This window comes from Bacillus nitratireducens (assembly GCF_001884135.1).
GTDB lineage: Bacteria > Bacillota > Bacilli > Bacillales > Bacillaceae_G > Bacillus_A > Bacillus_A nitratireducens.
In genome coordinates, this window is sequence record NZ_MAOC01000038.1 from 35,307 (window position 1) to 60,138 (window position 24,832).

General features: G+C 34.0%; 21 protein-coding genes. All 21 read right to left on the minus strand.

The genetic code is table 11. The annotated features are described in order from the left end of the window. Window positions 1-62: 62 nt before the first annotated feature. Complete coding sequence (pgtP, locus tag BAU23_RS14220) at window positions 63-1,397, minus strand: MFS transporter (RefSeq protein WP_000477572.1); 1,335 nt, start codon at window positions 1,395-1,397, stop codon at window positions 63-65. Window positions 1,398-1,416: 19 nt separating this feature from the next. Then, window positions 1,417-2,451 carry an ABC transporter substrate-binding protein gene (locus tag BAU23_RS14225; RefSeq protein ID WP_071734693.1) on the minus strand — a complete coding sequence of 345 codons (1,035 nt, stop codon included), beginning with the start codon at window positions 2,449-2,451 and terminating at the stop codon, window positions 1,417-1,419. Then, complete coding sequence (locus BAU23_RS14230; RefSeq protein WP_071734694.1) at window positions 2,448-3,230, minus strand: DUF3919 family protein; 783 nt, start codon at window positions 3,228-3,230, stop codon at window positions 2,448-2,450. The genes BAU23_RS14225 and BAU23_RS14230 overlap by 4 nt, the downstream gene beginning before the upstream one ends. Window positions 3,231-3,296: 66 nt before the next feature. Beyond that, complete coding sequence (locus BAU23_RS14235; RefSeq protein WP_071734695.1) at window positions 3,297-4,727, minus strand: HAMP domain-containing sensor histidine kinase; 1,431 nt, start codon at window positions 4,725-4,727, stop codon at window positions 3,297-3,299. Between the two features lie 11 nt (window positions 4,728-4,738). Then, complete coding sequence (locus BAU23_RS14240; RefSeq protein ID WP_071734696.1) at window positions 4,739-5,410, minus strand: response regulator transcription factor; 672 nt, start codon at window positions 5,408-5,410, stop codon at window positions 4,739-4,741. A 120-nt stretch (window positions 5,411-5,530) separates the two neighbouring features. Then, the gene (gene galE / locus BAU23_RS14245; protein WP_071734697.1) at window positions 5,531-6,523 is read right to left on the minus strand and encodes a UDP-glucose 4-epimerase GalE; all 993 of its coding nucleotides are present in this window, start codon (window positions 6,521-6,523) and stop codon (window positions 5,531-5,533) included. 74 nt (window positions 6,524-6,597) lie between these two features. After that, window positions 6,598-7,413, minus strand: a complete 816-nt coding sequence (locus BAU23_RS14250; protein ID WP_071734698.1) for an SGNH/GDSL hydrolase family protein — start codon at window positions 7,411-7,413, stop codon at window positions 6,598-6,600. Window positions 7,414-7,514: 101 nt separating this feature from the next. After that, window positions 7,515-8,420, minus strand: coding sequence for a polyisoprenyl-teichoic acid--peptidoglycan teichoic acid transferase TagU (tagU, locus tag BAU23_RS14255; protein ID WP_071734699.1), 906 nt, complete (start codon window positions 8,418-8,420; stop codon window positions 7,515-7,517). 164 nt (window positions 8,421-8,584) lie between these two features. Then, entirely contained in the window at window positions 8,585-9,595 is a 1,011-nt protein-coding gene (gene galE / locus BAU23_RS14260) for a UDP-glucose 4-epimerase GalE (RefSeq protein ID WP_071734700.1), read from the minus strand. Window positions 9,596-9,878: 283 nt separating this feature from the next. Continuing rightward, window positions 9,879-11,201, minus strand: coding sequence for a UDP-glucose dehydrogenase family protein (locus BAU23_RS14265; RefSeq protein WP_071734701.1), 1,323 nt, complete (start codon window positions 11,199-11,201; stop codon window positions 9,879-9,881). 60 nt (window positions 11,202-11,261) lie between these two features. Beyond that, window positions 11,262-12,044, minus strand: a complete 783-nt coding sequence (locus tag BAU23_RS14270) for a glycosyltransferase family 2 protein (protein ID WP_071734702.1) — start codon at window positions 12,042-12,044, stop codon at window positions 11,262-11,264. Window positions 12,045-12,103: 59 nt separating this feature from the next. Continuing rightward, window positions 12,104-13,744, minus strand: a complete 1,641-nt coding sequence (locus BAU23_RS14275; protein ID WP_071734703.1) for an asparagine synthetase B family protein — start codon at window positions 13,742-13,744, stop codon at window positions 12,104-12,106. Between the two features lie 67 nt (window positions 13,745-13,811). Then, entirely contained in the window at window positions 13,812-15,338 is a 1,527-nt protein-coding gene (locus tag BAU23_RS14280; protein WP_071734704.1) for a lipid II flippase MurJ, read from the minus strand. Between the two features lie 25 nt (window positions 15,339-15,363). Continuing rightward, window positions 15,364-16,701, minus strand: a complete 1,338-nt coding sequence (locus tag BAU23_RS14285) for an O-antigen ligase family protein (protein WP_244159716.1) — start codon at window positions 16,699-16,701, stop codon at window positions 15,364-15,366. Between the two features lie 26 nt (window positions 16,702-16,727). Continuing rightward, window positions 16,728-17,387, minus strand: a complete 660-nt coding sequence (locus tag BAU23_RS14290) for a sugar transferase (RefSeq protein ID WP_071734706.1) — start codon at window positions 17,385-17,387, stop codon at window positions 16,728-16,730. Window positions 17,388-17,405: 18 nt separating this feature from the next. Continuing rightward, on the minus strand, window positions 17,406-18,284 hold the full coding sequence (gene galU, locus BAU23_RS14295) for a UTP--glucose-1-phosphate uridylyltransferase GalU (RefSeq protein WP_071734707.1): 879 nt from the start codon (window positions 18,282-18,284) through the stop codon (window positions 17,406-17,408). Between the two features lie 245 nt (window positions 18,285-18,529). Beyond that, entirely contained in the window at window positions 18,530-19,297 is a 768-nt protein-coding gene (locus BAU23_RS14300) for a tyrosine-protein phosphatase (RefSeq protein WP_071734708.1), read from the minus strand. 83 nt (window positions 19,298-19,380) lie between these two features. Continuing rightward, on the minus strand, window positions 19,381-20,070 hold the full coding sequence (locus BAU23_RS14305) for a CpsD/CapB family tyrosine-protein kinase (RefSeq protein ID WP_016130925.1): 690 nt from the start codon (window positions 20,068-20,070) through the stop codon (window positions 19,381-19,383). Next, window positions 20,060-20,800, minus strand: coding sequence for a YveK family protein (locus tag BAU23_RS14310; RefSeq protein WP_071734709.1), 741 nt, complete (start codon window positions 20,798-20,800; stop codon window positions 20,060-20,062). Before BAU23_RS14310 ends, BAU23_RS14305 begins: the two co-directional genes overlap by 11 nt. A 598-nt stretch (window positions 20,801-21,398) precedes the next feature. Beyond that, window positions 21,399-21,833, minus strand: coding sequence for a 3-hydroxyacyl-ACP dehydratase FabZ (fabZ, locus tag BAU23_RS14315; RefSeq protein WP_002184592.1), 435 nt, complete (start codon window positions 21,831-21,833; stop codon window positions 21,399-21,401). A 1,196-nt stretch (window positions 21,834-23,029) separates the two neighbouring features. After that, complete coding sequence (locus BAU23_RS14320) at window positions 23,030-24,832, minus strand: ABC transporter ATP-binding protein (protein WP_071734710.1); 1,803 nt, start codon at window positions 24,830-24,832, stop codon at window positions 23,030-23,032.

The following is a 24,832-nucleotide window of genomic DNA, read 5'->3' on the forward strand; positions in this document are numbered from 1 at the left end:
GATTATATTATATAGAAAAAGCCATCCAAAATGATAATTGGATAGCTTTTCTATATTAAATATTACGCCGCTTTAGGATCTTTTCTCTCATGCCCACGTTGAACGATGAACAAGAAGACTGTTGATAAAATTGCACCTGTTAATAGTAAGATAAAGCAACCATCCCAGCCAGAACGATCAACAATAACACCAATTGCTGCGTTTGCTACAAGACTTCCGCCTACATAACCGAACAGACCACACATACCAACTGTCGTACCTACTGCAAATTTCGGTACTAATTCCATCGCACTTAAACCGATTAAAAACTGTGGTACGTAAATTAAACAACCGATAATAGAAACTGCAATACTTACAACAAGTACGCTAGTTGCTTGCCAATATACAAACGTACCAATAACAACTCCAACCATACTAATAATACACAATGGCATACGTTTCCCTTTAAATAATTTATCACTTAAAAGACCAACGATTAATGAACTTGGAATTGCCATACCTTCAAAGATTGCGTATGCTGCATGTGCTTCATTTTTTGAAAAACCTTTAACTGTCGTTAAATAAAGTGGAACCCAGTTAATAACACCGAAACGAATTAAATAAACAAATGCATTCGCAATACATAAGAACCATACAAATTTATTTTTCACTACGTATTTCATTAAAATTTCTTTTGGCGACATCTTGTTAGCATTATCTGCTTTTTCAAGATTTTCATAGTCATTACGATACTCATCAATTGGAGGAAGACCTTCAGACTCTGGTGTATCCTTCGCATTGATCCAAACAAGAACTGAAATTACCATTGCGATAATCGCTGGAAAAATAAACACGCCGCCTTGCCAATGACTTTCACCGAAAATACCTACACCAATTCCGACAAGTGGTGGCACAAGCATTCCGCCAACGTTATGTGAAATATTCCAAATGCCTGTTTTCGTACCACGTTCTTTCTTTGAGAACCATTTCGTCATAACGATACTACAAGGTGGTGCTCCCATACCTTGTACAATACCATTCAGGACAAGTAATGTAACGATCATCCCAAATGAAGATGCAAACCCGAAACAAATATTTACAAGCCCTGATAAGAATAATCCGACTGCGATAAAGCGCTGGGCAAAAGCTTTATCTGATAAATTCCCCATAAAGAACTTACTAAATCCATAAACAATCGCCATTACTGAACCTAGTAGTCCAATTTCAGCTGTACTAAAACCATATTCTTGTACTAAATACGTACTTGATAACGTAAAGTTACTGCGCACTAAATAATAAGCAGCATATCCAACTGAGATTCCGATTAGCACACGAATACGTAGTAATGTATATACTTTCGCGATCATATCCGCTGGTAATCTCTCAATTGCAGGTGCTGGCTTAAGCCATTTAAACATATACTCTCGTCTCCTTTTCTCACTTCTGAGAGAGACGCTGTCTATTCCATATCTCGATTATTCCACTACTTGATATATTTTGGTTCGTCCTTCTAACCGGCTGTCCTTCTATTTCTTTCTCATTCTTCGCAAACATCGTCGGTACGCCAAACGAAACTTTTTCTAAAATGTGACCCGCTTCTTCTGATAAACAATAATCAATAAATAAATCCGCAATAATACCACTCGGTGCACGTTTTAGTTTTGAAATCGCATTGACAGACAAACCTGTTTGCTCAGGTTCCTTACTTAAAATAGGAAAGCCTTGTTTCTGAAGCATTCTCTGATCTCCCGCAAAATTGATGCCTATCATATATTCACCGCTTGCAACTAGTTCTACAGGCATATAGCCATTCACCGTTACTTCACCAACTTGCCGTGCAAGATTCTTAACATACTCTTTCGCTTCTTCTTCACCTAAAGTATCAATAAGTGCTTGAAACAAAGTATATGCTGTGCCGGAAACATTTGGATCAGGCATTGCAATCTTCCCCGTATATACCGGATCTAATAAATCTTGCCACCTTGATGGATATGGAAGACCGAGCGGCGCTATTTCTTCATTCCACCGCTCTTTATTAATCGCGATTGCTAGTTTCTCCACTTCATAACCGTACCAATAACCATCTTTATCTTTAACAGACTTTGAAATACGGTTCGCATGCTGGCTCATAACAGGAATAGAAAGGTTCTTTTGCTTCATCATTTGATGCGCATCTACTGTACCGCCAATAATAATATCCGCCTTCGGATTTCCAGCTTCCTCTTCTACTCTCCGAAGAAGTTCTTCTGTCGATAGACGAATAAATTCATATGTACACCCGCGTTGTTTACAAAATGATGAAAGCAAAGCTTCACCAACTTCCTCGCGGGCCGCTACATACGCAACAAGATGACGATCATCCAAAATAGGGAGACCACTTTTATTATATTTAATAGAGGTTGTATCTCGAGAGCAACTAGACATCGCTCCTCCAATTACTAGCAAAAAGAAGAAAAAGGCTATCTTTCTCATGACGCATTCTCCTTTACGAATAACTCTGCTAGAGAGCCTTTCATATACATGACATTCCCGTTATTATCACCGAGATATTGCACAACAAAGTACGATGGATACACAGAAATAGTTAGAATATCCTCCCGCTCATTCTTTACACGCTTGCCTGTTTTATAGGCAGTAATATAAGCAATCGGCTCATTCTGTGATTGTAATAATTTCTGAATTTCTCCGTAATCTGTAATTTGCTTTGCGTATCGAATAGAATCAAATATTTGCGTAAGATCTATAGTACGTATTACATCCCCTTGCCTCACTACAACTTCCTTTGCCTCCGCAAAGAAATTACTAATGCGCTCTGGTGTATAATACAGACTTAACAAATACGTTTGCAATGCTGAGATCATCGGATCCTTACCATTCTTTCCGTATACATTAGCCTCATACTGGAACAAGTCACCTACTGCAAAAGTACGTTTATGTCCATTCAAGTACGTTACTTCTCCAGTAAATACTTGTTCTTGATTCCTCGCTTCTCTCGGTTCTACTCGAATTCGGTCAAAGAATGAAACAATCGTATGCAAACGAACTTCATCCGTTACAACAATTTCTCCCCACTTCTCATGCCTTACTTTCACTTCAGTAGGAAGGGATTCATTCACTCTTTGTAAAACGGCTTGTTTGTCATCCACAATCGTGATTCGATTATATATTTGCTTCTCAATAACATAAAACAAAATAAGAGAAACGATCATACAAAAGACAAACACAAGAATTTGAAATGATAGCCTTTTCATTTCTGCCTACCTCCAAGATAAAAAAACGTTGTTTCGAAAATACCGCATAATTGTTTCATAAATGTATCATTTAACCGCTTTCAAGTTTTTTATGTCTTCCATCCGTCTTGGGAGTAAAAATGTCATACATATTGTAGTTCCCATTTCTTCACTACTCTCAATTCGCATACTCCCGCCTTGCTTCTTCATAATCTCCTGACAAATGTATAAACCATAGCCATTCCCGTAACTAGAAGGAAGCACCTTACCATCCGGAGACCCATTCCACTCTGCAAGCACACCTTCATCCATACCAATACCATCATCATGAACAAAAACCTTTGCTTCCTGCTCATTTATAATTACATTCATACGAACTCGCGTAGCATCACTATATTTAATCGCATTATCAAGCACATTCAAGAAAATTTGCTTCGTCTTATCAAAATCCGCAACGACGTGTACTTCCATTAACTCATTCATAACTTCAATTTCAAACTGCCGCAACCTGAGTTTCACAATCGAAACTGCTTCTTCCGCCAATTCCTTTATATTCACGACTGTAGGTGACACTTCAAACGTACTCTTCCCGTACTTTGAAGACTTAAGTAATTCCTCTACAAGTGATAATAGACGCTCACTTTCTACAGCCACATAACGGAGACTCTCCTGCACATCCTCCTTAGATTGTAACTTCGGAATTAAATCTACATAACCGATAATCGCTGTTAACGGTGTTTTCAACTCATGCGTAATTCGATCTAAGAAATCTTTCTGCTTCTCTTTCTCTTCCTTCAACTGTTTAATATGTAGTTCAATTCCGTCAGCCATCGCATTAAAGGACGCTGAAAGCTGCGCAATTTCCACATACTCATTTAACTCAATCTTACTTTCATAATCTCCATTCGCAAGCCGATGCGCCATTTGCCTTAACTGATCAATTGGTTTATGAAGAGACTTCGCCAAACGAATCGCAAAGAAAATACCGGCGGCCACTAAGCAAAGAGATGTCATTAAAAACGTCCAACTCACATTCGTTAAAACTTCCTTCTCATCCGTTAGCTCATTTATGAAACGAATGCTTCCAATGACATCGTTTCCATAATAAACCGGACTTGAAAACAAAAGAATTGGAGCGGGGTCTCCCTCCTCAAAAACATAAGACTTCTTTCCCTTCAAAGAACTCTCAATGTCGATATTTCGATGAAGTAATGCTCCCTTTTGTGTATCTGCAACAACATCTCCATTCTTCCCAATCATCTGTACCCGGACATCCATTCGCCTCGCTAAATAAGAAGCGATTAAAAGTGAATTAGGACCTAGCGTCTCTACTTCTGCTTCCTTCTCTAAATAATTCATCGTATAAATTTGCGCTTCCACACTTAACTTTTCTAAGGAATCTGCCGCATTATGATACACATTCTTCTCCAGTGCAATATAAACAACCGCATACAAAAGAACAAGAATTGGAATCAACAATCCAACTATTCCAAACACCATATTTCGTTTTAAAGACATATCATCACCTTTTAGCAATCAAGCTTATATCCAACACCATAAATCGTCTTAATATGCTCCCCACTATTCCCGAGTTTCTTTCGAAGTCTTTGCACCATAATATCAACCGCTCTCGTATTTCCGATATACTCAAATCCCCATACTTTCTCAAGCAACTCATCTCTCATGAACACACGCTGAGGATTCGAAACAAACAACTGACATAAATTAAACTCTCGATACGTTAACTGAATTTCTTGCCCACTCACATGTACCTTTCTTTCCTTTGGACAAATTACCAATTCCCCTGCTCGGATCACCTCATAAGTAGAAGACACTTCCTCCTTCCTCACACGCCGACTCATATTTTTCACACGAAGAATAAGCTCCGCATAATTAAAAGGCTTCGTCACATAATCGTCCGCACCAAGCTGCAAGCCAAGCAATTTATCATTCATCTGACTCTTCGCTGTCAGCATAAGCACTGGAATATCACGATCCTTCTCTCGGAATAAACGTAATAACTCATACCCATCCGTATCAGGAAGCATCACATCTAAAATGAGTACATCCGGCTGCTCATTCCATCTCTCTAAAGCTTCTCTCCCATCAGCTGCCGTCAATACTTCATATCCTTCCATCTCTAACTGCATCCGAATTAAATTGCGGATACTCGATTCATCATCAACTACAAGTATTTTCATCATCATCCTCCTTCCATCCCGTATTATAGTACAGTTTAGTATAGCAAAAATCATACAAAAAAAGAGAGGGTATTGTCGAACATATGTTGAACGACGATACCCTCTCTTTTCCATTTCTACTTACTTCTCATAGCCATGAGGTTTCTTCTGATGCCAATTCCAAGCATGCTCAATAATTGTCTTCACATTTACATGCTCAGGATTCCACCCTAATTTCTCTTTCGCCTTTTGAGAAGAAGCTACTAAACGCGCTGGATCTCCTGCCCGTCTTGGTGCAATCTCTGCTGGAATTTCATGATTCGTAACTTCACGAACTGCATCAACGATTTCTTTCACACTGAAGCCATTACCATTCCCTAAGTTATAGAAATCACTTTCCCCGCCATTTTGTAGATCCTTAAGTCCAAGGAAGTGTGCTTCCACTAAATCATCAACATGAATATAATCACGGATACAAGTACCGTCTGGCGTATTATAATCATCACCAAACATCATAATCTTCTCACGTTGACCTAATGCAACTTGTAAAACAAGAGGTATTAAGTGTGTCTCAGGGCGATGATCCTCACCAATAATGCCACTTGGAGTTGCACCAGCTACGTTAAAGTATCTGAAAATCTTATATTTCAAATTAGAAGCTTGGCTATACCAATGGAGCATCTTTTCAATCGCTAACTTCGTCTCTCCATACGTATTCGTTGGATCTGTTACCGTCTCTTCAGTAATAAGATCAACATCTACCTCACCGTAAGTTGCTGCAGTAGAAGAGAAGATAAACTTATCTACTTTGAACTCATCCATTACTTCTAGCAAACAAAGTGCGCCGTACACATTATTGTTATAATATTGAAGAGGCTTCTCCATACTAACGCCGACTAAAGAATCAGCAGCAAAATGCATAACCGCTTCAATATTTTCTTGTTTAAAAACATCTCTTAGAAAACCTTTATCACGAAGGTCCCCTTTATAAAACTTTGCCCCCGCTGTAATCGCATCTTCATGACCAGTTTGTAAATTATCAACTACTACTACAGATAGGCCTTCATCTATTAATTTTTTTACAGCATGAGAACCGATGTAGCCAGCTCCACCACAGATTAAAATTGAATTCATCTTTCTTCCTCCTACATATTATCTCCCTAATATAAAGGGTATGCGATTAATCGCATACCTTTTACATAAACAAATTACTTAGCTACAAAATAATTTGTCACATATTGCGCCCAAACGTCATATCCTTTAGCATTTGGGAAACTGAATTCCTCTTGTAAATACGGTAAAATCTCTTTCGTAGTTGCATTTGGCCATGCTTCCCAATGGTCAACATATGCATAACCATTTTGCTTTGCAAATTGCTTTAATGCTTCAACTGCTTTCGGATAATTTTTCGCACCATATACTGGGTTTGGTGGTTGGATCATAATCGTAGCATCTTTCGCACTGCTCGAAAGTTCTCCAACAAACTTTTGTGCATTAGCAACAGAGTTTCCATTACCCATTTTATTATTGTCTGTAATGAACGGTACTTCAAATAAAATAACATCTGGTTTTGCTTTCGCAATATATTGAGCATGTTTATTTGCAATTAGCTCCTCGGTGCTTTCATTCTTATATTCCTTAACAGTCACATTCCATAAACCTTTACCGTAACTTGCATCCAAGTTAGATACAAACTTAGATACCAAAGCGTCTTTTGCAGGTGAAGAAGCCTCATCACCAACAATAACAAGATTTACTGCCTTTTTATCTTCAGCAGCTTTCTTTAACTTCTCTTTCACTGCATCTGGTAAATTCTTTGCGTATGCTTCATTAAAAGATGCCTTTGCATCTTGTTTCTCTTCTTTGTTCGTCTTATTGTTCTCTACTTTAGTCTTTGTCGTTTTTACCTCATTTGTTTGTGCTGTTGCATTCGCAACTTTCTTACTCCAGTGTATCTTACCACTTACAATAGCAGCTACAAACAATACTAACATAACAAGGACCGTTATTGCTTTCTTGCTCATCGATTCACTTCGTCTAATAGTCTTACATCATATATTACTAATATAAAAACAAAAATAAACCCAACTATTTCCAAAAGAGTTAGGTTTATCCGTATTATTACTTATTTTAGCTCAAGATTTGCTTTTAATTTATTTGTTAAATCTTGCTTCGCTGCGTCTGGAACATAGTAATACCAAATACCGTCAGCTGCTTTATGTCCGTCACCTGGGATTTGAATATCTTCACTATTTTGCAAGCAATTCTTATAATTTTTTTGCATATCAAACATTTGATCTTGTGTTAAGTTTGTTTTCACGTTCTTTTGGATTGCTGTAAGTACATCTCCATAATTTGCTAAAGAAGATAAGTTTGCACCTTTTTTAATTACTGCTTGCATCACTTGGCGTTGACGCATTTGACGACCGAAGTCACCACGTGGATCTTCCTTACGCATACGAGTATACGCTAAAGCTTGATCACCTGTTAAATGAATATTCCCTTTTTGGAAGTGCTTTCCTTCAAGAGAGAATTCTAAATCATTATTTACATCAACACCGCCCACAGCATCAACAATATCCTTAAATCCTTCCATATTAACTTCTATGTAGTAATTGATAGGCACACCTAAGAATTTTTCGACCGTTGCGACAGACATATCTACTCCACCAAATGCATAAGCGTGGTTAATTTTATCACTTTTTCCTTTACCGACAATTTCCGTATACGTATCACGAGGGATACTTAACGTCTTCATAGAATTGTTCTTCGGGTTTAAAGTAATAACCATTAAAGAGTCAGAACGTCCTTTATCTTCACCGCGTTCATCTGCACCAAGTAATAGGATTGAAACAGGTTCAGATTTATTGATTTTTTCTTCTTGTTTATTATTTTGATCACGCTTTAAAGGTTTATGAACTTCATCTAATGTTTTTGAAACAGAAGAATATATATTATAAGCATAGACTCCTCCACCTATAATTAATACTCCTATGATTCCTAATATCCAAAATAGGATTTTCTTTTTCATTATCTTACCCTTCTTTCTTCGTGTATCACTATCAAATTAATTTCACAACAAAATTTTAAATCCATTATACATGCAATAAGATAATGTAGCCAAACTATATTATAACTTAATGAATTTCTTTTAATTCTCCTTCTCGAAAATTAAAGTTAACATACTTGCCTTACTTATTGATATCCATCCTTATTTTTAGATTGCCATCTCCAAGAATCTGCACACATCTCTTCTAATCCACGTGTTGCTTCCCAGCCTAATTCACGCTTCGCTTTCGATGCATCCGCAAAACATACTGCCACGTCACCAGGACGTCGCTCCGTAATTTTATATGGAACTTTCTTTCCCGAAACTTTTTCAAACGCTTCAACCATTTCTAATACACTATAACCAGTACCGGTACCTAGGTTATAGGCATCTATTCCCGTTGTATCAAGGACCTTCTCAAGTGCTTTTACGTGACCGTTTGCTAAGTCTACAACATGAATATAGTCGCGTACACCCGTGCCATCTTTTGTTCGGTAGTCATTTCCAAATACACTTAATTCCTTTAGCTTACCTACCGCTACTTGTGTTACATATGGCATTAAGTTATTTGGAATTCCATTTGGATCTTCTCCAATACGTCCACTCTCATGCGCACCAAACGGGTTGAAATAACGAAGTAATGCGATACTCCATTCTGCATCCGCAAATGCTACATCACGCATAATTTGTTCAATCATTAATTTCGTTTGACCATACGGATTTGTTGCACTTAATGGAAACTCCTCCGTGATTGGTGATGTTTCTGGGATACCATATACCGTTGCAGATGAACTGAAGATCATCTTCTTCACATTATGCTTCTCCATCACTTCACATAGTACTAATGTACTTGTAATGTTGTTATGATAGTATGTTAATGGGATTGCTACTGATTCCCCCACGGCTTTAAAGCCCGCAAAATGAATAACAGCTTCGATTGTATTTTCTTCAAAAATCGTATCAAGCGCTTCATGATTTAATACATCTTCTTTATAAAACTTAAATTGTTTCCCTGTTATTTTTTTTACTCGATTTAAAGACTCCACCGAGCTGTTTGACAAATTATCCACTACTATAATTTCATAACCATTATTCAATAACTCTATGCATGTATGACTACCAATATATCCTGCTCCACCTGTTACAAGTATTTCCATAATTATCCCCACTCTTTATTATCGATATAACATAATTTCCGAATGATATTGATACTTAAATTCCACTCCAGAAAAGCTTCATTGTTAATATAAAATTAATAATTATCTTCCTAAATTCCAATCATGATTCAACTACAAATTACTCTCTGATATATTACACCAAATTTGCATATTTGTTAGCACCCAGAAATTCAAACTCCTCTTGTGAAAATATATAAATAAACCCAACTATTCTTTAAAATAGTTGAGTTTATAACAAATAATCTCTTCGTTTGAAATATTCTTATAAAACAACCGTCTCACGAATTATTGCTGGTCTTCCTATTGAATAATAATCTATGTCAAATTGTTGAATATATTCCAATCCGTGACAATTACGTCCATCAAAAATAATAGGTTCTTTCATTAATTCTATGTACTTCTCAATTGGAAATGTTTTTATATCATCCCATTCAGTTACAATAAGAGTAATATCTGCTTGTTGAATAGCATCTTCTACTGAGTATACATATTCTACTTCACCTGGTAATAACTTCTTAGCATTTTCAATTGCAATAGGATCATAAGCAACCACCTTAGCCCCCAATCCTACCAATTCTTCAGCAATAACAATAGATGCTGCCTCTCTCATATCATCTGTATTTGGTTTAAAAGCTAATCCAAGCATGGCAACATGTTTTCCTTTCATATCACCCAATACACTTTTCACTTTTTCAACTAGAGACGCCTGTTGATTATTATTTACTGTAATAACCGATTTTAATAAATCAAAATCATGTTCTACATTACCAGCAATTTGTATTAAAGCATGTGTATCTTTTGGGAAACAAGAGCCACCATATCCAATCCCTGCCTTTAAAAATTGTGTACCAATTCTTTTATCTAACCCCATACCATTGGCCACATGCTCAACATCTGCGCCCAACTTCTCACAAATATTAGCAATTTCATTAATAAAACTAATTTTTGTAGCTAAGAAAGCATTTGCTGCATATTTAATCATTTCTGAACTTCTAATTGTTGTTTTAAAAACAGGAACATTAAAAGATTTATTCACTTCTTCCATAACATCTGCAGTTTTGGCATCATCAGCCCCAACAACTATACGATCTCCATAGAAACTATCGTGAATTGCAGAACCCTCTCTTAAAAATTCTGGATTCGATACCATGCTAATTTTCACATCTGCTTTTAAATTTTGTTGAATTAAATTTTTAACATGATCATTTGTACCAACTGGAACTGTACTTTTAATTACTACAATCGAATCTTTTTTTAGATTATTAGCAATATCCAACGCAACTTGCTCAATATATTGTAAATTAGCTGAACCATCTGCTTGCTGTGGTGTACCTACTGCTATATAAATAACATCCGCTTCTTCAAGCCCTTGACGACAATCCGTTGTAAATAGCAATCTATTTTCTTTAATATTTTTACTCATCAATTCATCTAAACCAGGTTCATATATTGGCGAAATACCTTCTTTCATTTTTGCCACTTTATTTCCATCGATATCAATACATGTTACACGATGCCCAATATCCGATAAACACACTCCTGTTACTAACCCTACATAACCTGTACCAAAAATAGCAATATTCATTTTAAATCCTCCTTAGTTATTAACAAAAAAAGCCTTTTTGAGAAAAAGGCTTTTAAAAACTTATTTAACAAAGTGCTTTATAACTCCATTTAGCGCATAATTTCCAAAACACCAAGCAGATTTTAAAACACTCAATCCTTCAATTTCTCTATATAATTTCCAATTCATTTTAGCCATTTTGAATTTTTTACTAGAAATAGAGTTTTCAACTTTTCTATATTTAGATAAAACTTCATCTAAGCCATAAGCATAATGACCTTGTCTTAATATTTTCAGCCATGTTGCAGTATCCTGACGGGTTCTAATATTAGGCATTTGTACTTTCCCTAACTTCTCAATATCCAACATAACTGTTAAACAGCCAATTATTGTGTTTTTTAATAATCCATTATAGTTAATTTTCTCTGGCACATGTACAACCTTATCAGTGAGCGTACCCTCTTGATTCATAATTTGATAACTAGTAAATGAAAAAGCTATATCATTATTCTGCATAAAAGCTAATTGTTTTTCTAGTTTTTCTGGTAGCCATAAATCATCACTATCTAGGAAAGCTACATATCTTCCCTTTGCATGATTAATGCCAGTATTTCTAGCAATTGCAGCCCCGCTATTGTTTTCTAGTTTTATTATTCTAATCCTTTTATCAATCTCTTCCTGTTTTTCAACTATTTTCATTGTATTGTCAGAAGAACAATCATCAATTACAATGATTTCCCATTCTTTATATGTTTGTGCTTTTACAGAATTAATCGTATGTAATATAAATTTTTCTGCATTATAAGTAGGAATGATTATTGATATTAGTGAGTTATCAACTATTTCAAATTTATTATTTTCCATATAAATTCTCCTCTAATAAATTCATCAATATTTTTAACACTATACCCTATAAATGTATTTTAAGCCCTAAAATACTCCTGTAAATAATATAATGTAATCAATCGAAAAGGTACCAACGTTTCTTTAAAACGAACATATGAAGGTTTTGCATACTTATAAAAATCTATTCCTGTATACTCTGTTGAAAATTCTATAGACTTATTTAAAACATCTTTTAGTTCATTATCTAGTAACTCGTGGTGCTTCTCATATACCATAGATTTTCCTATTTGTATTTTCCCCTTAGATACTAAATAACTTAAAACAAAAGCGCCTAAAAACAGTTTTCTGACCTTAGGCTGAAGTTTTTTAGGTATCGGTATATTCGAAGGGAGTTTCTGATCAGGAATCTCAAAAGTTTCAGGAAATAAACTTAATGAGGCTTTTTTATAAAGATATCTATTTTCTCTTAATTCATATGGTAGTCCATTAAAGAATTTTGCATAATCCTTAGACGCAAATGGTCTAATTATTCTAGATTCCCTCTCTAATGGTGCAAAAATATTAGCTATCAAAGAATTTTGTCTGTCTACATTCCTAATATATTCATCTAAATGGCAAGGTAAATTAACCTGACAACAATCTTCAGCTAATTTCTTTACGTCATTAATTATTTCTTCTTTTTCTTTTGTATCAATTTGAGCCCAAAGTGTATGACCTTTAAATCTCCTATTTATTACATCCTCTATGGCTTCTTCTTTTGTCATAGAAAAGTTTTCCGCAATTTTAGTTTGATTTGCGCCAGCAAACTCTCCACCTAAAAATCCATGAATAATATACTTAGGTGAAATTTGTTTTTCTTGCATGACAGAATATAAATGACAATGCATCGGACTACTTAATCCACCTGTTAATCCAACAACTTCTTCCCCATATTTTTCATAATAACTATTGAGGAGCTCCTCAACATTTAAGTTTAAATTCAACTCTTCAGCTACTTTTCTCGCTACCGTTATCTCATTAGAATGACTCGGCCCAAATACTAAGCTATTAAATTTAAATCCTTTTCTATTAGCAAGACTAGCTAATAGTCTTGAATCATACCCTCCGCTTAAGGGGATTAAGATATCTTCCTCTTGACAATGTAATAGCTCTTCTTCATATTTATCAAATAAACTTCCTAATATATCTTTTGCATCCCTTAAATATAACTCTTCATTTTTTTCAGAGTGATTACCATTAAATTGCAATTTGAATACTCTTTCTTTCTTAACTTCAAATTTTTTTAAGTCAAAAGAAATTTCTTCACCAGCCATACATTTATATACATTCTTAAATAAAGTTCGATTTCTTAACGGATTATCTATTATACATTCTTCAAAAAATGCAGTTCGGTCGAGTTCTAGCTTAATATGATTTTTCTGAATTGCTTTTACAAGCTCTATTAAATTATAATCAATTAATATTAGGTCCATAACCTTATCATAATAATAAAATAAAGGATACTCTCCATACCAACTATTGTTTATTATTATTCTCTGTTTTTTTAAATCATAATTAATAAATTGGATATCCTCACTCTTAAAAAATTTATCAGAAGAAGTTGTATACAATTGTTGACTGTCTATCCTTGATGGAAAAATAAAAAATCTCTCTACATTCTCAATCTTTAAATTCGTTTTAATTTTACCTCTTTTATATTCAAGTAATATATTTTCCAATCCGGAACACCTTCTCTATAAAAATTATCTACATCTTTGTTATAGACCATCTATTCCCCTAAAAATATTAATTTTTCTTAATTTTTGATCGGAGGGTTTTTAATACTAACATAATCTCCTTATTTTTAAATATACAAAGACTGACTATATAAAAAGTGAAATATAGAAGCGTTGAGCATATTAAAATGACTATTGGTCCAGACTTTAAAAGCCAACTATTCTCTATTAAATTTTTAACTAGCAAAATATTCACTATAGAAATTATCAAAATAAATATTAATTTTTTTATTAATGTCCATATCAAACTATAACTCATATATTCTTTATTCTTTGTAAACATATAAACTACCGTAATTATATTGGCTATAAAAATAGCCCATGGTACACCATATTGATTAAATTCTAAACAAAAGAGCACTGTAAAAGCCATACTCGTTATTAGTAATATAACACTTGATATAAACGGCGTTCTTTTATTAGATGTAGCAAAACAAAATCGTAATAATAACTCACGAATCGCTGTCGGATATAGTCCCAATATAAAAATATTTAAAGATGCTGCCGTTAACAACGTTGCTCGTTCGTCAAAGGCTCCACGTTCAAACAAAACCCTTATTATTTCTTCACTAAAATAGATCACAAAAACAGTTGAGGGAATTAATACTATTGTTAAGAAACTTATACTATTATTAAGTTGAATTCCAATTTTTTTAAATTCTTTAGATACAAAACTTTTACTGAATAATGTATATAATATCGAAAAAGATGACATCGCTAACAACAAGATAGGTAAACTAGCTATTGTAAAGGCATAATTTAGACTAACTAAAGCTCCTTCTCTAAAATTCCCTGTCAAAAATCTTGCCAATAACATTGGTATTGTTGGCGCTATACTCGAAAGAATAGCTGGGAAGAAAAAACCCCAAAACCTCCTAACCCCCTGGGATCTCCACCATTTCTCTCTAACTGTAGTATGCAGTCTAGTTCTCTTTGTTTTTAAAAGAAGATACATTTGAGAAAAACTTGCTACTAATAATCCATAACACAAGTAGCGTATATCATTAAAATAGGCCCCAAAAATAATAGATACTATAAAAAATACATTAATAAATAAATTAGAAATAGAGGGAAACAAATAACTATTTTCTGCTTGATGTCTCCCTCTTTCAATGCCATGTATATTAAACATTAATATTGTAGGTAATAATATTAATATCATATATAATAGCAAATCATTCATACTTGAATTTTGAAATTCACCTATTCCATATACATATAAGATTGATCCAATACCTAATACAATCATCGATACTATACCTAAAAATGATATGCATTTTTTAACTTGTTCATAAAACTTTAAAGCCTTTGATTCTGATTCCTCTTTTAAGTTTAGATAAACGGGTATAAAAGATGTTGTAAGCGCCTTTCCAATTGCCGGTAAAACTACAAGTGGAAGAAAGGAAGCAATAACGAAAGCTTCCATTTCCCTTGATATACCAAAGTACTTAGCTAATAAGGTCTCTCTTAAGAGTCCTAAGATAGCACTAAATACAGAAATCAATAACATAATTAAAGATGTAGACATTAACTTCATTCCTGGCCTTCTTTCATTATTTTATCTATTCTTCAATAATCCCAACTATTATCCATAATAATGTAGCACAGGAACTAGTTCCCCATAAAAATCCGCCGTCTATCAAATCATGTATAAAAGCACCTATTATAATCGCTAAAGAAATCAATTTAAAATGATTATTAAACCAAATATCCTTCTTCATCGTTAGTACATGCTTTATAATGCAAACTAATAACATTATAAAAATTACACTTCCTAATATCCCTACTGTAACAATTAAATCTAGGAATAAATTATGTGGATGTGGCCAAGCGGCCCCGTATTTAGAATATATTCCATACTCTTTTAAGACCTCTGGAAATTGATAAAACCCTATCCCGTAAAATGGATTATCCAGAAAAATCCTAGTAGCACCCTCCCACAAAACCCATCTTTCTTGTTCTACCAATACATTAACTAGTAATTGCGAAAAATTAGTATTAATAATATTAAAACTTAATAGCAGCATAAATATTATACTTGGCAATACTATAAGGAAGACCTTTCTTACATCTATGATTTTATAAAGCAATATAATAAATGTAGATATTACGAATGAAATTATAGATCCTGCTGAATCTGTAAATATAAGATTTGCCAGAAGGAGAAGAAAAATAGAAATTTGAAACAAAGCGCTTTTCATTTTATTTTTTTCTAATAGTAAATTACCTAACAGTATTATTAAACCCATACATAAGTATCCGCCATACCCATTAGTATTATTAAAAAAGGCTGTAATTCGTCCTGTACCAGTTGAAGAATTTATTACAGATTGAGACCATAACCAAGGAATATTAGTGAATTTTTGTAACAAACCAATAAAGGAAGAAAAAACCATCCCTAAAATAAAATAGTTGCATATTGCTTTAATCTCTTTCTTATTAAATTTTATTTGTAATAAAATAAAATAACATAAAAAAACGAGCATATATTGAAATACTTTTAACAAGCTTTGGAATATAGAATCACTTAGTAAAGAACTCAATATACCCAATAAAGAAAATAGCCACATAACATAGCTGTAACTAGATTGTTGATACTCTTTTATACCTTTCAACCGTTCCCTATATTTATAAAGTATAGTAAGAATAAAGGCTATTAATACAAGTACTTTAACTGCTTTAGTTATGCCTATAGGAATTATATAAATAGATTCCAAAGGAAGCAGTAACCCCAATACCAAAAAGGGATTTCTAAAAAATATAAGTGCAACGATTGGTAAAATACAAAGTAATATAAATATACCGCTCCAAATTATCTGTTGAGATAATAAGCCAACTAAAATAATTAATATAAGATAAGAAGAAAGCCTTAATGTCCTTTCATATTCAGAAATAAACATTCTTATCAATTATATTACCTCCTTTTTTACCTAGCTCCATCACCAGTAACTACAACTTTAACAGTTTTTGTAATAATCTTTAGATCTAACAAAATACTAGCATGGTTAATATAGTAAATGTCCAATTCCAACTTTTCTTTTGGTGTAATTTCATATCCACCATTTACTTGTGCCCATCCTGTCAATCCAGGTTTGACTTCTAATCTTTTCTTAAATCCAGGTATATTTTTTTCGAATTGCTCCGTAAATATCGGTCTTTCTGGTCTCGGTCCTACAAGAGACATATCACCTTTTAAAATATTAAATAATTGCGGTAGTTCATCAATTCTTGTTTTACGAATAAATAATCCTATTTTTGTAACACGTGGATCATTCTTTTCTGCCCATTTTGCCCCATTTTTTTCTGCATCATTACGCATGGAGCGTAATTTAATAACTTTAAATCTCTTCCCATTCAATCCTAATCTTTCTTGTAGGTAAAAAGGAGACCCCGGGGATTCTAAAAAAATAAGTATACTAAATATCAATATAACGGGCATCAATGCTATTAATCCTACTAAAGAAAACATAACATCTAATAAATACTTAACTCCTAAATAGATTTTAGATTGATTACTTTCCACTTGAATAGTTTGAGAATCAGATGCAATTCGATACTCCCTCGCTACATTTTCACTAGTCTTCATATTCCCTCTCCCCTACAATTATTTGATTGCTTCTTTATGTACTAGTTCATCCATATATTCCATGAGCTGTTCTTTTAATTCTTTATGTTGCAATGCCATTTCAATTGTCGTCTTAATAAATCCAAACTTCTCTCCAACATCATAACGTTTACCTTCAAAGTCATATGCAAACACACGCTGAATTTCATTTAAACGTTGAATCGCATCTGTCAACTGAATCTCTCCACCAGCACCTGTTTGTTGGTCTTCAAGGAACATGAAGATTTCTGGTGTTAATACGTAACGTCCCATAATTGCCAAATTCGATGGTGCTGTACCGTCTGCTGGCTTCTCTACAAATTGACGTACTTGATAACAACGATCATTTTGTTCAATTGGATCAATAATGCCGTAACGATGCGTCTCATTTTCTGGCACTGTTTGCACACCGATAACGGAAGATCGTGTAACTTCATACTGGTTCATTAATTGGCGTAAACATGGTGTTTCAGCTTGTACAATATCATCACCAAGTAATACTGCAAATGGTTCATTTCCAATAAATTTGCGTGCACACCATACTGCATGACCTAATCCTTTTGGCTCTTTTTGCCTTATGTAATGAATGTTAATTTTTGAAGACGCTTGTACTTTTTCAAGCATTTCATATTTCCCTTTTTCTAAAAGGTTTTGTTCTAGCTCAAAAGAATGATCAAAATGATCTTCAATTGCACGTTTTCCTTTTCCAGTAACGATAATAATATCTTCAATTCCAGATTCAATTGCTTCCTCTATAATGTACTGAATCGTAGGTTTATCAACGATAGGTAACATCTCTTTCGGCATTGCTTTCGTAGCTGGTAAAAACCTTGTCCCCAGTCCAGCAGCTGGAATAATTGCTTTCCTTACTTTTTTCAAATCAGTACCCCCAAACATTTTTTCCGCATATATGTATGTAGCGATAACAAAAACCCTATCTATAGAGTCATATTTATAACTCCATAGGTAGAGTTTCTATCATAAATAAATTATGGGCATCTAACCCTACCTCACATCATGCTTTTGACAACAAACGCGTCTAAGGTAGAAATTTACTCTACCCACAGCATAGCCGAGTGTCTCCATTGATATTGGTTAGGAGGCATCACCAAGTTGTTTTCTCTTTAAAAGAGACCGAATATTTTTTTTCGTCTTATTTTCTCAGGCTCTTCTCGATAAATCATTTTTCCACTTATTAGTTCATACGTATTTTCCTTGAAGTTGTACAATGTAGAACTCCCAAATGTTTTCTCTACTGTTTCATACGCAGCTTGCAAGTGAAAGGACCGCGTTGTTGTGTTATGAGCATCTGATGATATGACATGTGTTAAATGATGCTCAATAAGTTGCAATGAAAACTTCTTGATTTTCTTTCCGAACTTCCCTGTCACGCTTCCTGCGGTAATTTGTGTTAGTGCCCCTTGATTGACGAACTTATATAACACATCGGGGCGTTCAATAATTTCCATATTCCGTTCTGGATGAACAATAACCGGCGTGATCCCTTTCACACGTAATTCATATAACATTTTTTCTGCATAGCGCGGGACATGGTTTGCTGGAAATTCAATTAATATATATTTATCGGTACGATTCAGTGTAACAATACGTCCCAAATCATAGTCCTCTAATAACTCTCCGTACAACCTGATTTCTTGACCAGGTAAAATGGTTAAATTGATATCCTCTTCTTTTAATCTTTCATTTAACTGCTTTACCTGATGAAGAATGCTTTCTGCTAGATTCATATAAACCCCATTTTGGTGATGAGGAGTAGCAACGATTGTATGAATTCCTTCTTCGCATGCTGCCTTTGCCATTGCAATGCTGTCTTCGATTGATTGTGCTCCATCATCGACATTAGGCAAGATATGACAATGTACATCAATCATTCTATTTCATCCCCTCTCCACATATTCTTCACATACTGAATATAAGAAGAAAAGATGAATGTTCACCTTTCCTTCTTTTGCATTTAGTTAGAACCGTAATAGTAATATTCGGATCCATTTTGTTCTTTATCGTTTAAGACAACGCCAAGTAATGTACCTTTTGCGCTATCTAATGATTGTTTTGCTTTAAGCGCCGCCTCTTTTTCTGTTGCACCACTTCGAATAACAAGTACAGAAGCATCACATTGATTTGCCATAATTTGTGCATCTGTAACCGGTAAGATTGGTGATGTGTCAAAAATGACAAGGTCATACGTGCCATAAGCTTCTGAAAGTAAATCTTTCATCGAGCTTGCACCCAGTAATTCCGCTGGATTTGGTGGGATTGGACCACATGGTAAAAATGTTAAATTACCGATTTTCGTTTGTGTCACACATGTTTCTAGTGTTTTACTACGTGTTAATACGTTTGTTAAGCCAAATATATTATCCACTTGCATCATTTGATGTAATGCTGGTCTACGTAAGTCTGCATCGATAAGTAATACTTTCTTACCTTGTTGTGCGAAAACAATTGCAATATTAGCAGCCGTTGTTGTCTTTCCTTCACTTTGATTCGCAGATGTTACGATAAGAGAACGAATCTTCTTATCAACAGATGCAAATTCAATATTTGTTCGTATATTTCGGTATTGCTCTGACACAGATGATTTTGGTTGTTCATATGCAATCAGCTGACGGCGAGCACGTAATATTTTTTTCTTAAGAACCAATTGTATGCCCCCCTACTCTCTTCGTTGCTAATAAACTACCGCTCTTTGTGCCATCTTCCTCCATATGAGAAACGACGCCAAGAACTGGTACACCAAGTTGTTTTTCAATATCTTCTTCTTTTTTCATCGTGTTATCTAAGTACTCTAGTAAGAATGCAATTCCAACAGAAGTCATTAATCCAACAACAAATGCAATTGCTATATTTAACTTTTTATTTGGTTTGATTGGTGACTGACCTTCTGCTACTTCTGCTTTTGATAAAATCGTTACATTATCAATACTCATAATTTTTGCAATTTCACTTTTGAATATTTCCGCTGTTGTATTTGCGATATCACGAGCTAGTTTTACATCTTTATCTTGAACTGTAACTGCTATTACTTGTGAATCTTTCTCATTTTCTACATTAATTTTTCCATTTAACTCTTGAGTAGACATGCCTAACTTTAATTCACTCTTCACCTTATCCAAAATTACAGGGCTTTTTACAATGATCTTATATGTATTAGTTAATTGCACATTGGTTTGCACTTCGTTATACTGAATGATTTTCTCATCTTGTTTCTTTTGGTTAACAAGAATTTGCGTCGAAGTCTGATAAATCGGCGTTATAAAGTAGAAACTTACAATCGCGCTTACAAGTGCTGCACCAATCGTAATTACAAGGATCATAACTAATCGTTTTCTTAAAATAGCAAATAACTCTTTCAAACTTATTGTTTCTTCCATGCCTTCCTCCAGCTTTCAATAATTTGTTATAAAAACTTCCGAAAATAAATAATTTGTCAGGTTTTAAGCTGACAACAAAAATCTGGTATCTAGTCCTAAAGTTGTTTAGCGATAGATAACTATTTAACATATTACATAACTTACATTAGTATAGCAAGAATGGTTGAGAAAATTGTTGGAGAAATTGACAAATACTATACTACCGAATCTGACGAATTTCGACACAGTTTTTAATGTATAGATTTTCATTTGCTATATACTGTCGATATATGGGGATTATTAGTATTACTAGTGAATATACCATTGATTGATCTGTGTATTTATACTATCTTATTTATAAAAATCTTACCATTGTTGATTTTTATTTTGTTTTTTCTTAATATTTTGATATCTTTTTCAGACTTTAGTTGATAAACTTTTTTCGAAAGTCCCCTATTTTTTTAATCAAACGTTTGTTTAAAAGTAAGAGAACTTACCTATCGACAAATCCTCTTACCTTTCGTCCATTTCTTCATAATTCGCTTCAATAACAATAAAAAAGATGAATGACTATACTCTCTTCATTCATCTTCCAACGTAAAGTTATGTTAACAAATCTTTATTCTTTCTTATCACCAATTGCAAATGTGATTTCAGCTTCACAAGCGATTTCACCATTTACAGTTGCTACTGCTTTTCCTTTTCCAATCGGTCCACGGACACGTGTCATTTCGACTTCTAGGCGAAGTTGATCACCTGGGCGAACTTGACGTTTGAAGCGGCAGTTATCAATGCCAGCAAAGAATGCAAGGCGACCGCGATTTTCTTCCTTCTTCAGTACCGCAACAGCACCCACCTGCGCTAATGCTTCTACAATTAGAACACCTGGCATCACAGGATAATCTGGAAAGTGTCCATTAAAGTATTCCTCATTTGCCGTTACATTTTTAATCCCAACCGCACGCTTTCCTTCTTCTACTTCTAAAATTTGATCGACTAGTAGAAATGGATAACGATGTGGAATAATTTCTTTAATCTGTTGAATATCTAGCATATCATTCTCTCCTTATATACCAAATTGGTCATACCACCAACGCACTGTCCTTATTATCCCATTCTCCATTGTTTTTGTCACGAAAAACAAGAAATGCTTTCTACCCAAAATATCTATTAGGACTATTCATACAAAAAAGATACACCCTTTTCCCTTCGCTAATCGGCATAACAAAATAATAGCAATTAACACGGAGGTTGGAAAAAGGTGTATATCAAAGTTAGGGAGAGGAAATATACATTATTTCCCTCGTATGTCGTATTCATAGCTCATTATAAAGGACAAAAATAAGAAAGAAAAATTTAATATTTACTCCTTTTTACCATTATCCCCTTAATTTTCTACAAATTTCTACAAATTTCTTCATTTTTCTTATATTATCTTAAATAGTATATCTAGAAATTAAGATTCGTAATCCAGAACACTATTGCTTTATAAAAAAATAAATCTTCGTGGATTAGCCTTTAATAAAAACCCTATAAAATATCATCACAAAAGACACATTTATATTTTACAGAAATATCCAATGTTACATATGAATTCTTTTAAATCTATTTAACAATACATAAGAATAAAGTATAACTAATAAGAAATTGTTGCTTTTCCTTGTTTATCTATTAAATAAGGCATTCCGGAGTATTTGAGAGAAAAACTCAAATGAAATAAAAAGAAATACTTATATAATATTCCTCACTATCTCTCTTTCATCTCCTCAAATCGTTTCCCTTCTTAATTACTTATTTAAAATTAGTAGCAATTCAAAATACCAACAATTCATTAGGCACTACCTCTCATTAATCACTGACCATAAAAATGTCTACAAGGTGGTTCAAAATATATTATCACAACTACACTAATAAACCTTTATATACAAAAAGCAGCGAGACCTCTAGTCCTAAAGACAAGGGGTCTCGCTGCTTTTTGTTATATGGTATAAATAAAATCAGGTTCTATGTTAAATTATAACCCAAATATTTATACATGTATATAGACGGTATATTAATAAGCCACAAAAAGTATTTCTAATTTTTTTACTGGTCACACAATTGAATTAAGCTCATATTTCCATAAAAAGACCAGTACACAAATACCAATTATCCCCCAAACCATAAATAATCAAATTGTGTTACCGGCCCGAAAGAAATAAAGGCAGTGTATTCCTTAAATTTATAAAAAATAATTGGGACTAGTCATATTTAAATGTTTACCTTAGCCTGTTGTCCAAGTAGACTACTAAATAAACCACCTTCATCTTTTGCCAGTTGTGTGAAACTACCGTGTTGAATAATTTGTCCTTGATCCATTACAATTACTTGGTCAGCTTTACGTATAGTAGATAGTCTATGTGCAATGACAATAATTGTCATGCTTCCTTTCAATCTTTCCAATGCTTCTTGTATTTTTGCTTCATTTTCAGCATCTAATGCACTTGTTGCCTCATCTAATACTAAAATAGAAGGCCTTCGAAGTATTGCTCTAGCCAGAACAAGACGTTGTCGTTCTCCCCCTGAAAGTTTGACTCCCCTATCGCCAATCAGTGTATCCAATCCTTGCGAGAGCCTGCTAACAAACTCAGCGGAAGCAGAAAATTCTAAAGCTTCCCAAAGCTGCTCCTCACTTGCATTTGGTTCAACCATTCTCAAATTGTCTCTTATACTGGCATTGAATAGAAATGGATCTTGAGGAACATAGCTAATAGATTTCCTCAATGATAATAGGTCCTTACTTGTCAACGGTTTGTTATCTATTAATAACTGACCGCTCTCCGGCTGCATAAGTCCCATTATGATATCAATTAATGTACTCTTTCCAGCACCGGAACGCCCAGAGATAGCTGTCATACAATTTGCAGGAATACACAAATTAATATCTTTAAGTGAGTACACAGCATTTTCTTTATTGTAGCGGAAAGAGATATTTTGACACTCAATAGATTGTTCTATCTGCATAGGATTTATACAATCATAATCCTGCTCTATATCTTGCAATTCTATACTTTTCTTACACTCTTCCTGTAATTGCAACAAATCTTTAAAAGCGGGAAGATTCGCTGCAATTTGTTCCATGTTTGATTGTATACCTGCAAATCGTGGCCACAAACGAGAAAATATAAGAATAATTAATAATAATTGCTCTGTTTTCGTCTGAAACAGCTGAACAGATAGAAAGATAAGAATAGCAATGAAAACAGCTGATGCAATTTTATAAAAGAGTTGAGAATTATTTCTCACCTTAATATATGCAAACTGTTCACGTTCCACATCTTCTACCCAATTACGTAACCACATATAACGAGATCGTTCTAGTGTATTGCTCTTAATATCCTTAATTCCATTAAAATGATCAGTTATACCTGCAAGATACGCTTTTGAATTCTCTGAGGTTCGACCACCTAATCTTTTTGATTTTTTAATAAATCTTCGTGAAAGAAAGGCAAGTACCACAGCGCAACATAGTACAAAAATTGTTATATCTGCCGCTAACCAAAAAGCGAAACCAATCTGTATAAATGTAAACATTAAAGAAGTGAGCAACTGTAAAAATAAATTAGTGCCTGCGCTAACACGCCCTAATTCCGTTGTCAAAGAATTGATAAGATCTGATTTTCTCTTTTTCACAAAGAAACTCCAGTTGGCCTGCAACAATCCACGATAAGTTTCCAATCTCAAATGATTAATAAAACGTATCTGGATTTTCGCATTACGAACTGTTATATTCCTTTGCAAAAGCGCTTGTCCCACGACCAATATAATATATATTCCTAATACAAGTGGTAATCCTAAAGTAGTTGGAATCTCACCTAGGAATCCAAGAACCCCTGAAAGAGGACTTGTCTGTTCATTCATCTTCGCAATACCGCTAATACTTATCATAGGAATTAATAATAAAATGCCGATTCCTTCTACGAGACTGACCAATACCATTCCCATGAGATTAACAATGAGAATGTTTCCAGTAAAAGAGTATAACCGCTTTGTAAAATATAAAATATTTCTCAT

Coding starts and splice junctions, on each gene's coding strand:
- pgtP (WP_000477572.1), bottom strand. CDS start 1,397: ATGTTTAAATGGCTTAAGCCAGCACCTGCAATTGAGAGATTACCAGCG.
- BAU23_RS14225 (WP_071734693.1), bottom strand. CDS start 2,451: ATGAGAAAGATAGCCTTTTTCTTCTTTTTGCTAGTAATTGGAGGAGCG.
- BAU23_RS14230 (WP_071734694.1), bottom strand. CDS start 3,230: ATGAAAAGGCTATCATTTCAAATTCTTGTGTTTGTCTTTTGTATGATC.
- BAU23_RS14235 (WP_071734695.1), bottom strand. CDS start 4,727: ATGTCTTTAAAACGAAATATGGTGTTTGGAATAGTTGGATTGTTGATT.
- BAU23_RS14240 (WP_071734696.1), bottom strand. CDS start 5,410: ATGAAAATACTTGTAGTTGATGATGAATCGAGTATCCGCAATTTAATT.
- galE (WP_071734697.1), bottom strand. CDS start 6,523: ATGAATTCAATTTTAATCTGTGGTGGAGCTGGCTACATCGGTTCTCAT.
- BAU23_RS14250 (WP_071734698.1), bottom strand. CDS start 7,413: ATGAGCAAGAAAGCAATAACGGTCCTTGTTATGTTAGTATTGTTTGTA.
- tagU (WP_071734699.1), bottom strand. CDS start 8,420: ATGAAAAAGAAAATCCTATTTTGGATATTAGGAATCATAGGAGTATTA.
- galE (WP_071734700.1), bottom strand. CDS start 9,595: ATGGAAATACTTGTAACAGGTGGAGCAGGATATATTGGTAGTCATACA.
- BAU23_RS14265 (WP_071734701.1), bottom strand. CDS start 11,201: ATGAATATTGCTATTTTTGGTACAGGTTATGTAGGGTTAGTAACAGGA.
- BAU23_RS14270 (WP_071734702.1), bottom strand. CDS start 12,044: ATGGAAAATAATAAATTTGAAATAGTTGATAACTCACTAATATCAATA.
- BAU23_RS14280 (WP_071734704.1), bottom strand. CDS start 15,338: ATGAAGTTAATGTCTACATCTTTAATTATGTTATTGATTTCTGTATTT.
- BAU23_RS14285 (WP_244159716.1), bottom strand. CDS start 16,701: ATGTTTATTTCTGAATATGAAAGGACATTAAGGCTTTCTTCTTATCTT.
- BAU23_RS14290 (WP_071734706.1), bottom strand. CDS start 17,387: ATGAAGACTAGTGAAAATGTAGCGAGGGAGTATCGAATTGCATCTGAT.
- BAU23_RS14300 (WP_071734708.1), bottom strand. CDS start 19,297: ATGATTGATGTACATTGTCATATCTTGCCTAATGTCGATGATGGAGCA.
- BAU23_RS14310 (WP_071734709.1), bottom strand. CDS start 20,800: ATGGAAGAAACAATAAGTTTGAAAGAGTTATTTGCTATTTTAAGAAAA.
- fabZ (WP_002184592.1), bottom strand. CDS start 21,833: ATGCTAGATATTCAACAGATTAAAGAAATTATTCCACATCGTTATCCA.
- BAU23_RS14320 (WP_071734710.1), bottom strand. CDS start 24,832: ATGAGAAATATTTTATATTTTACAAAGCGGTTATACTCTTTTACTGGA.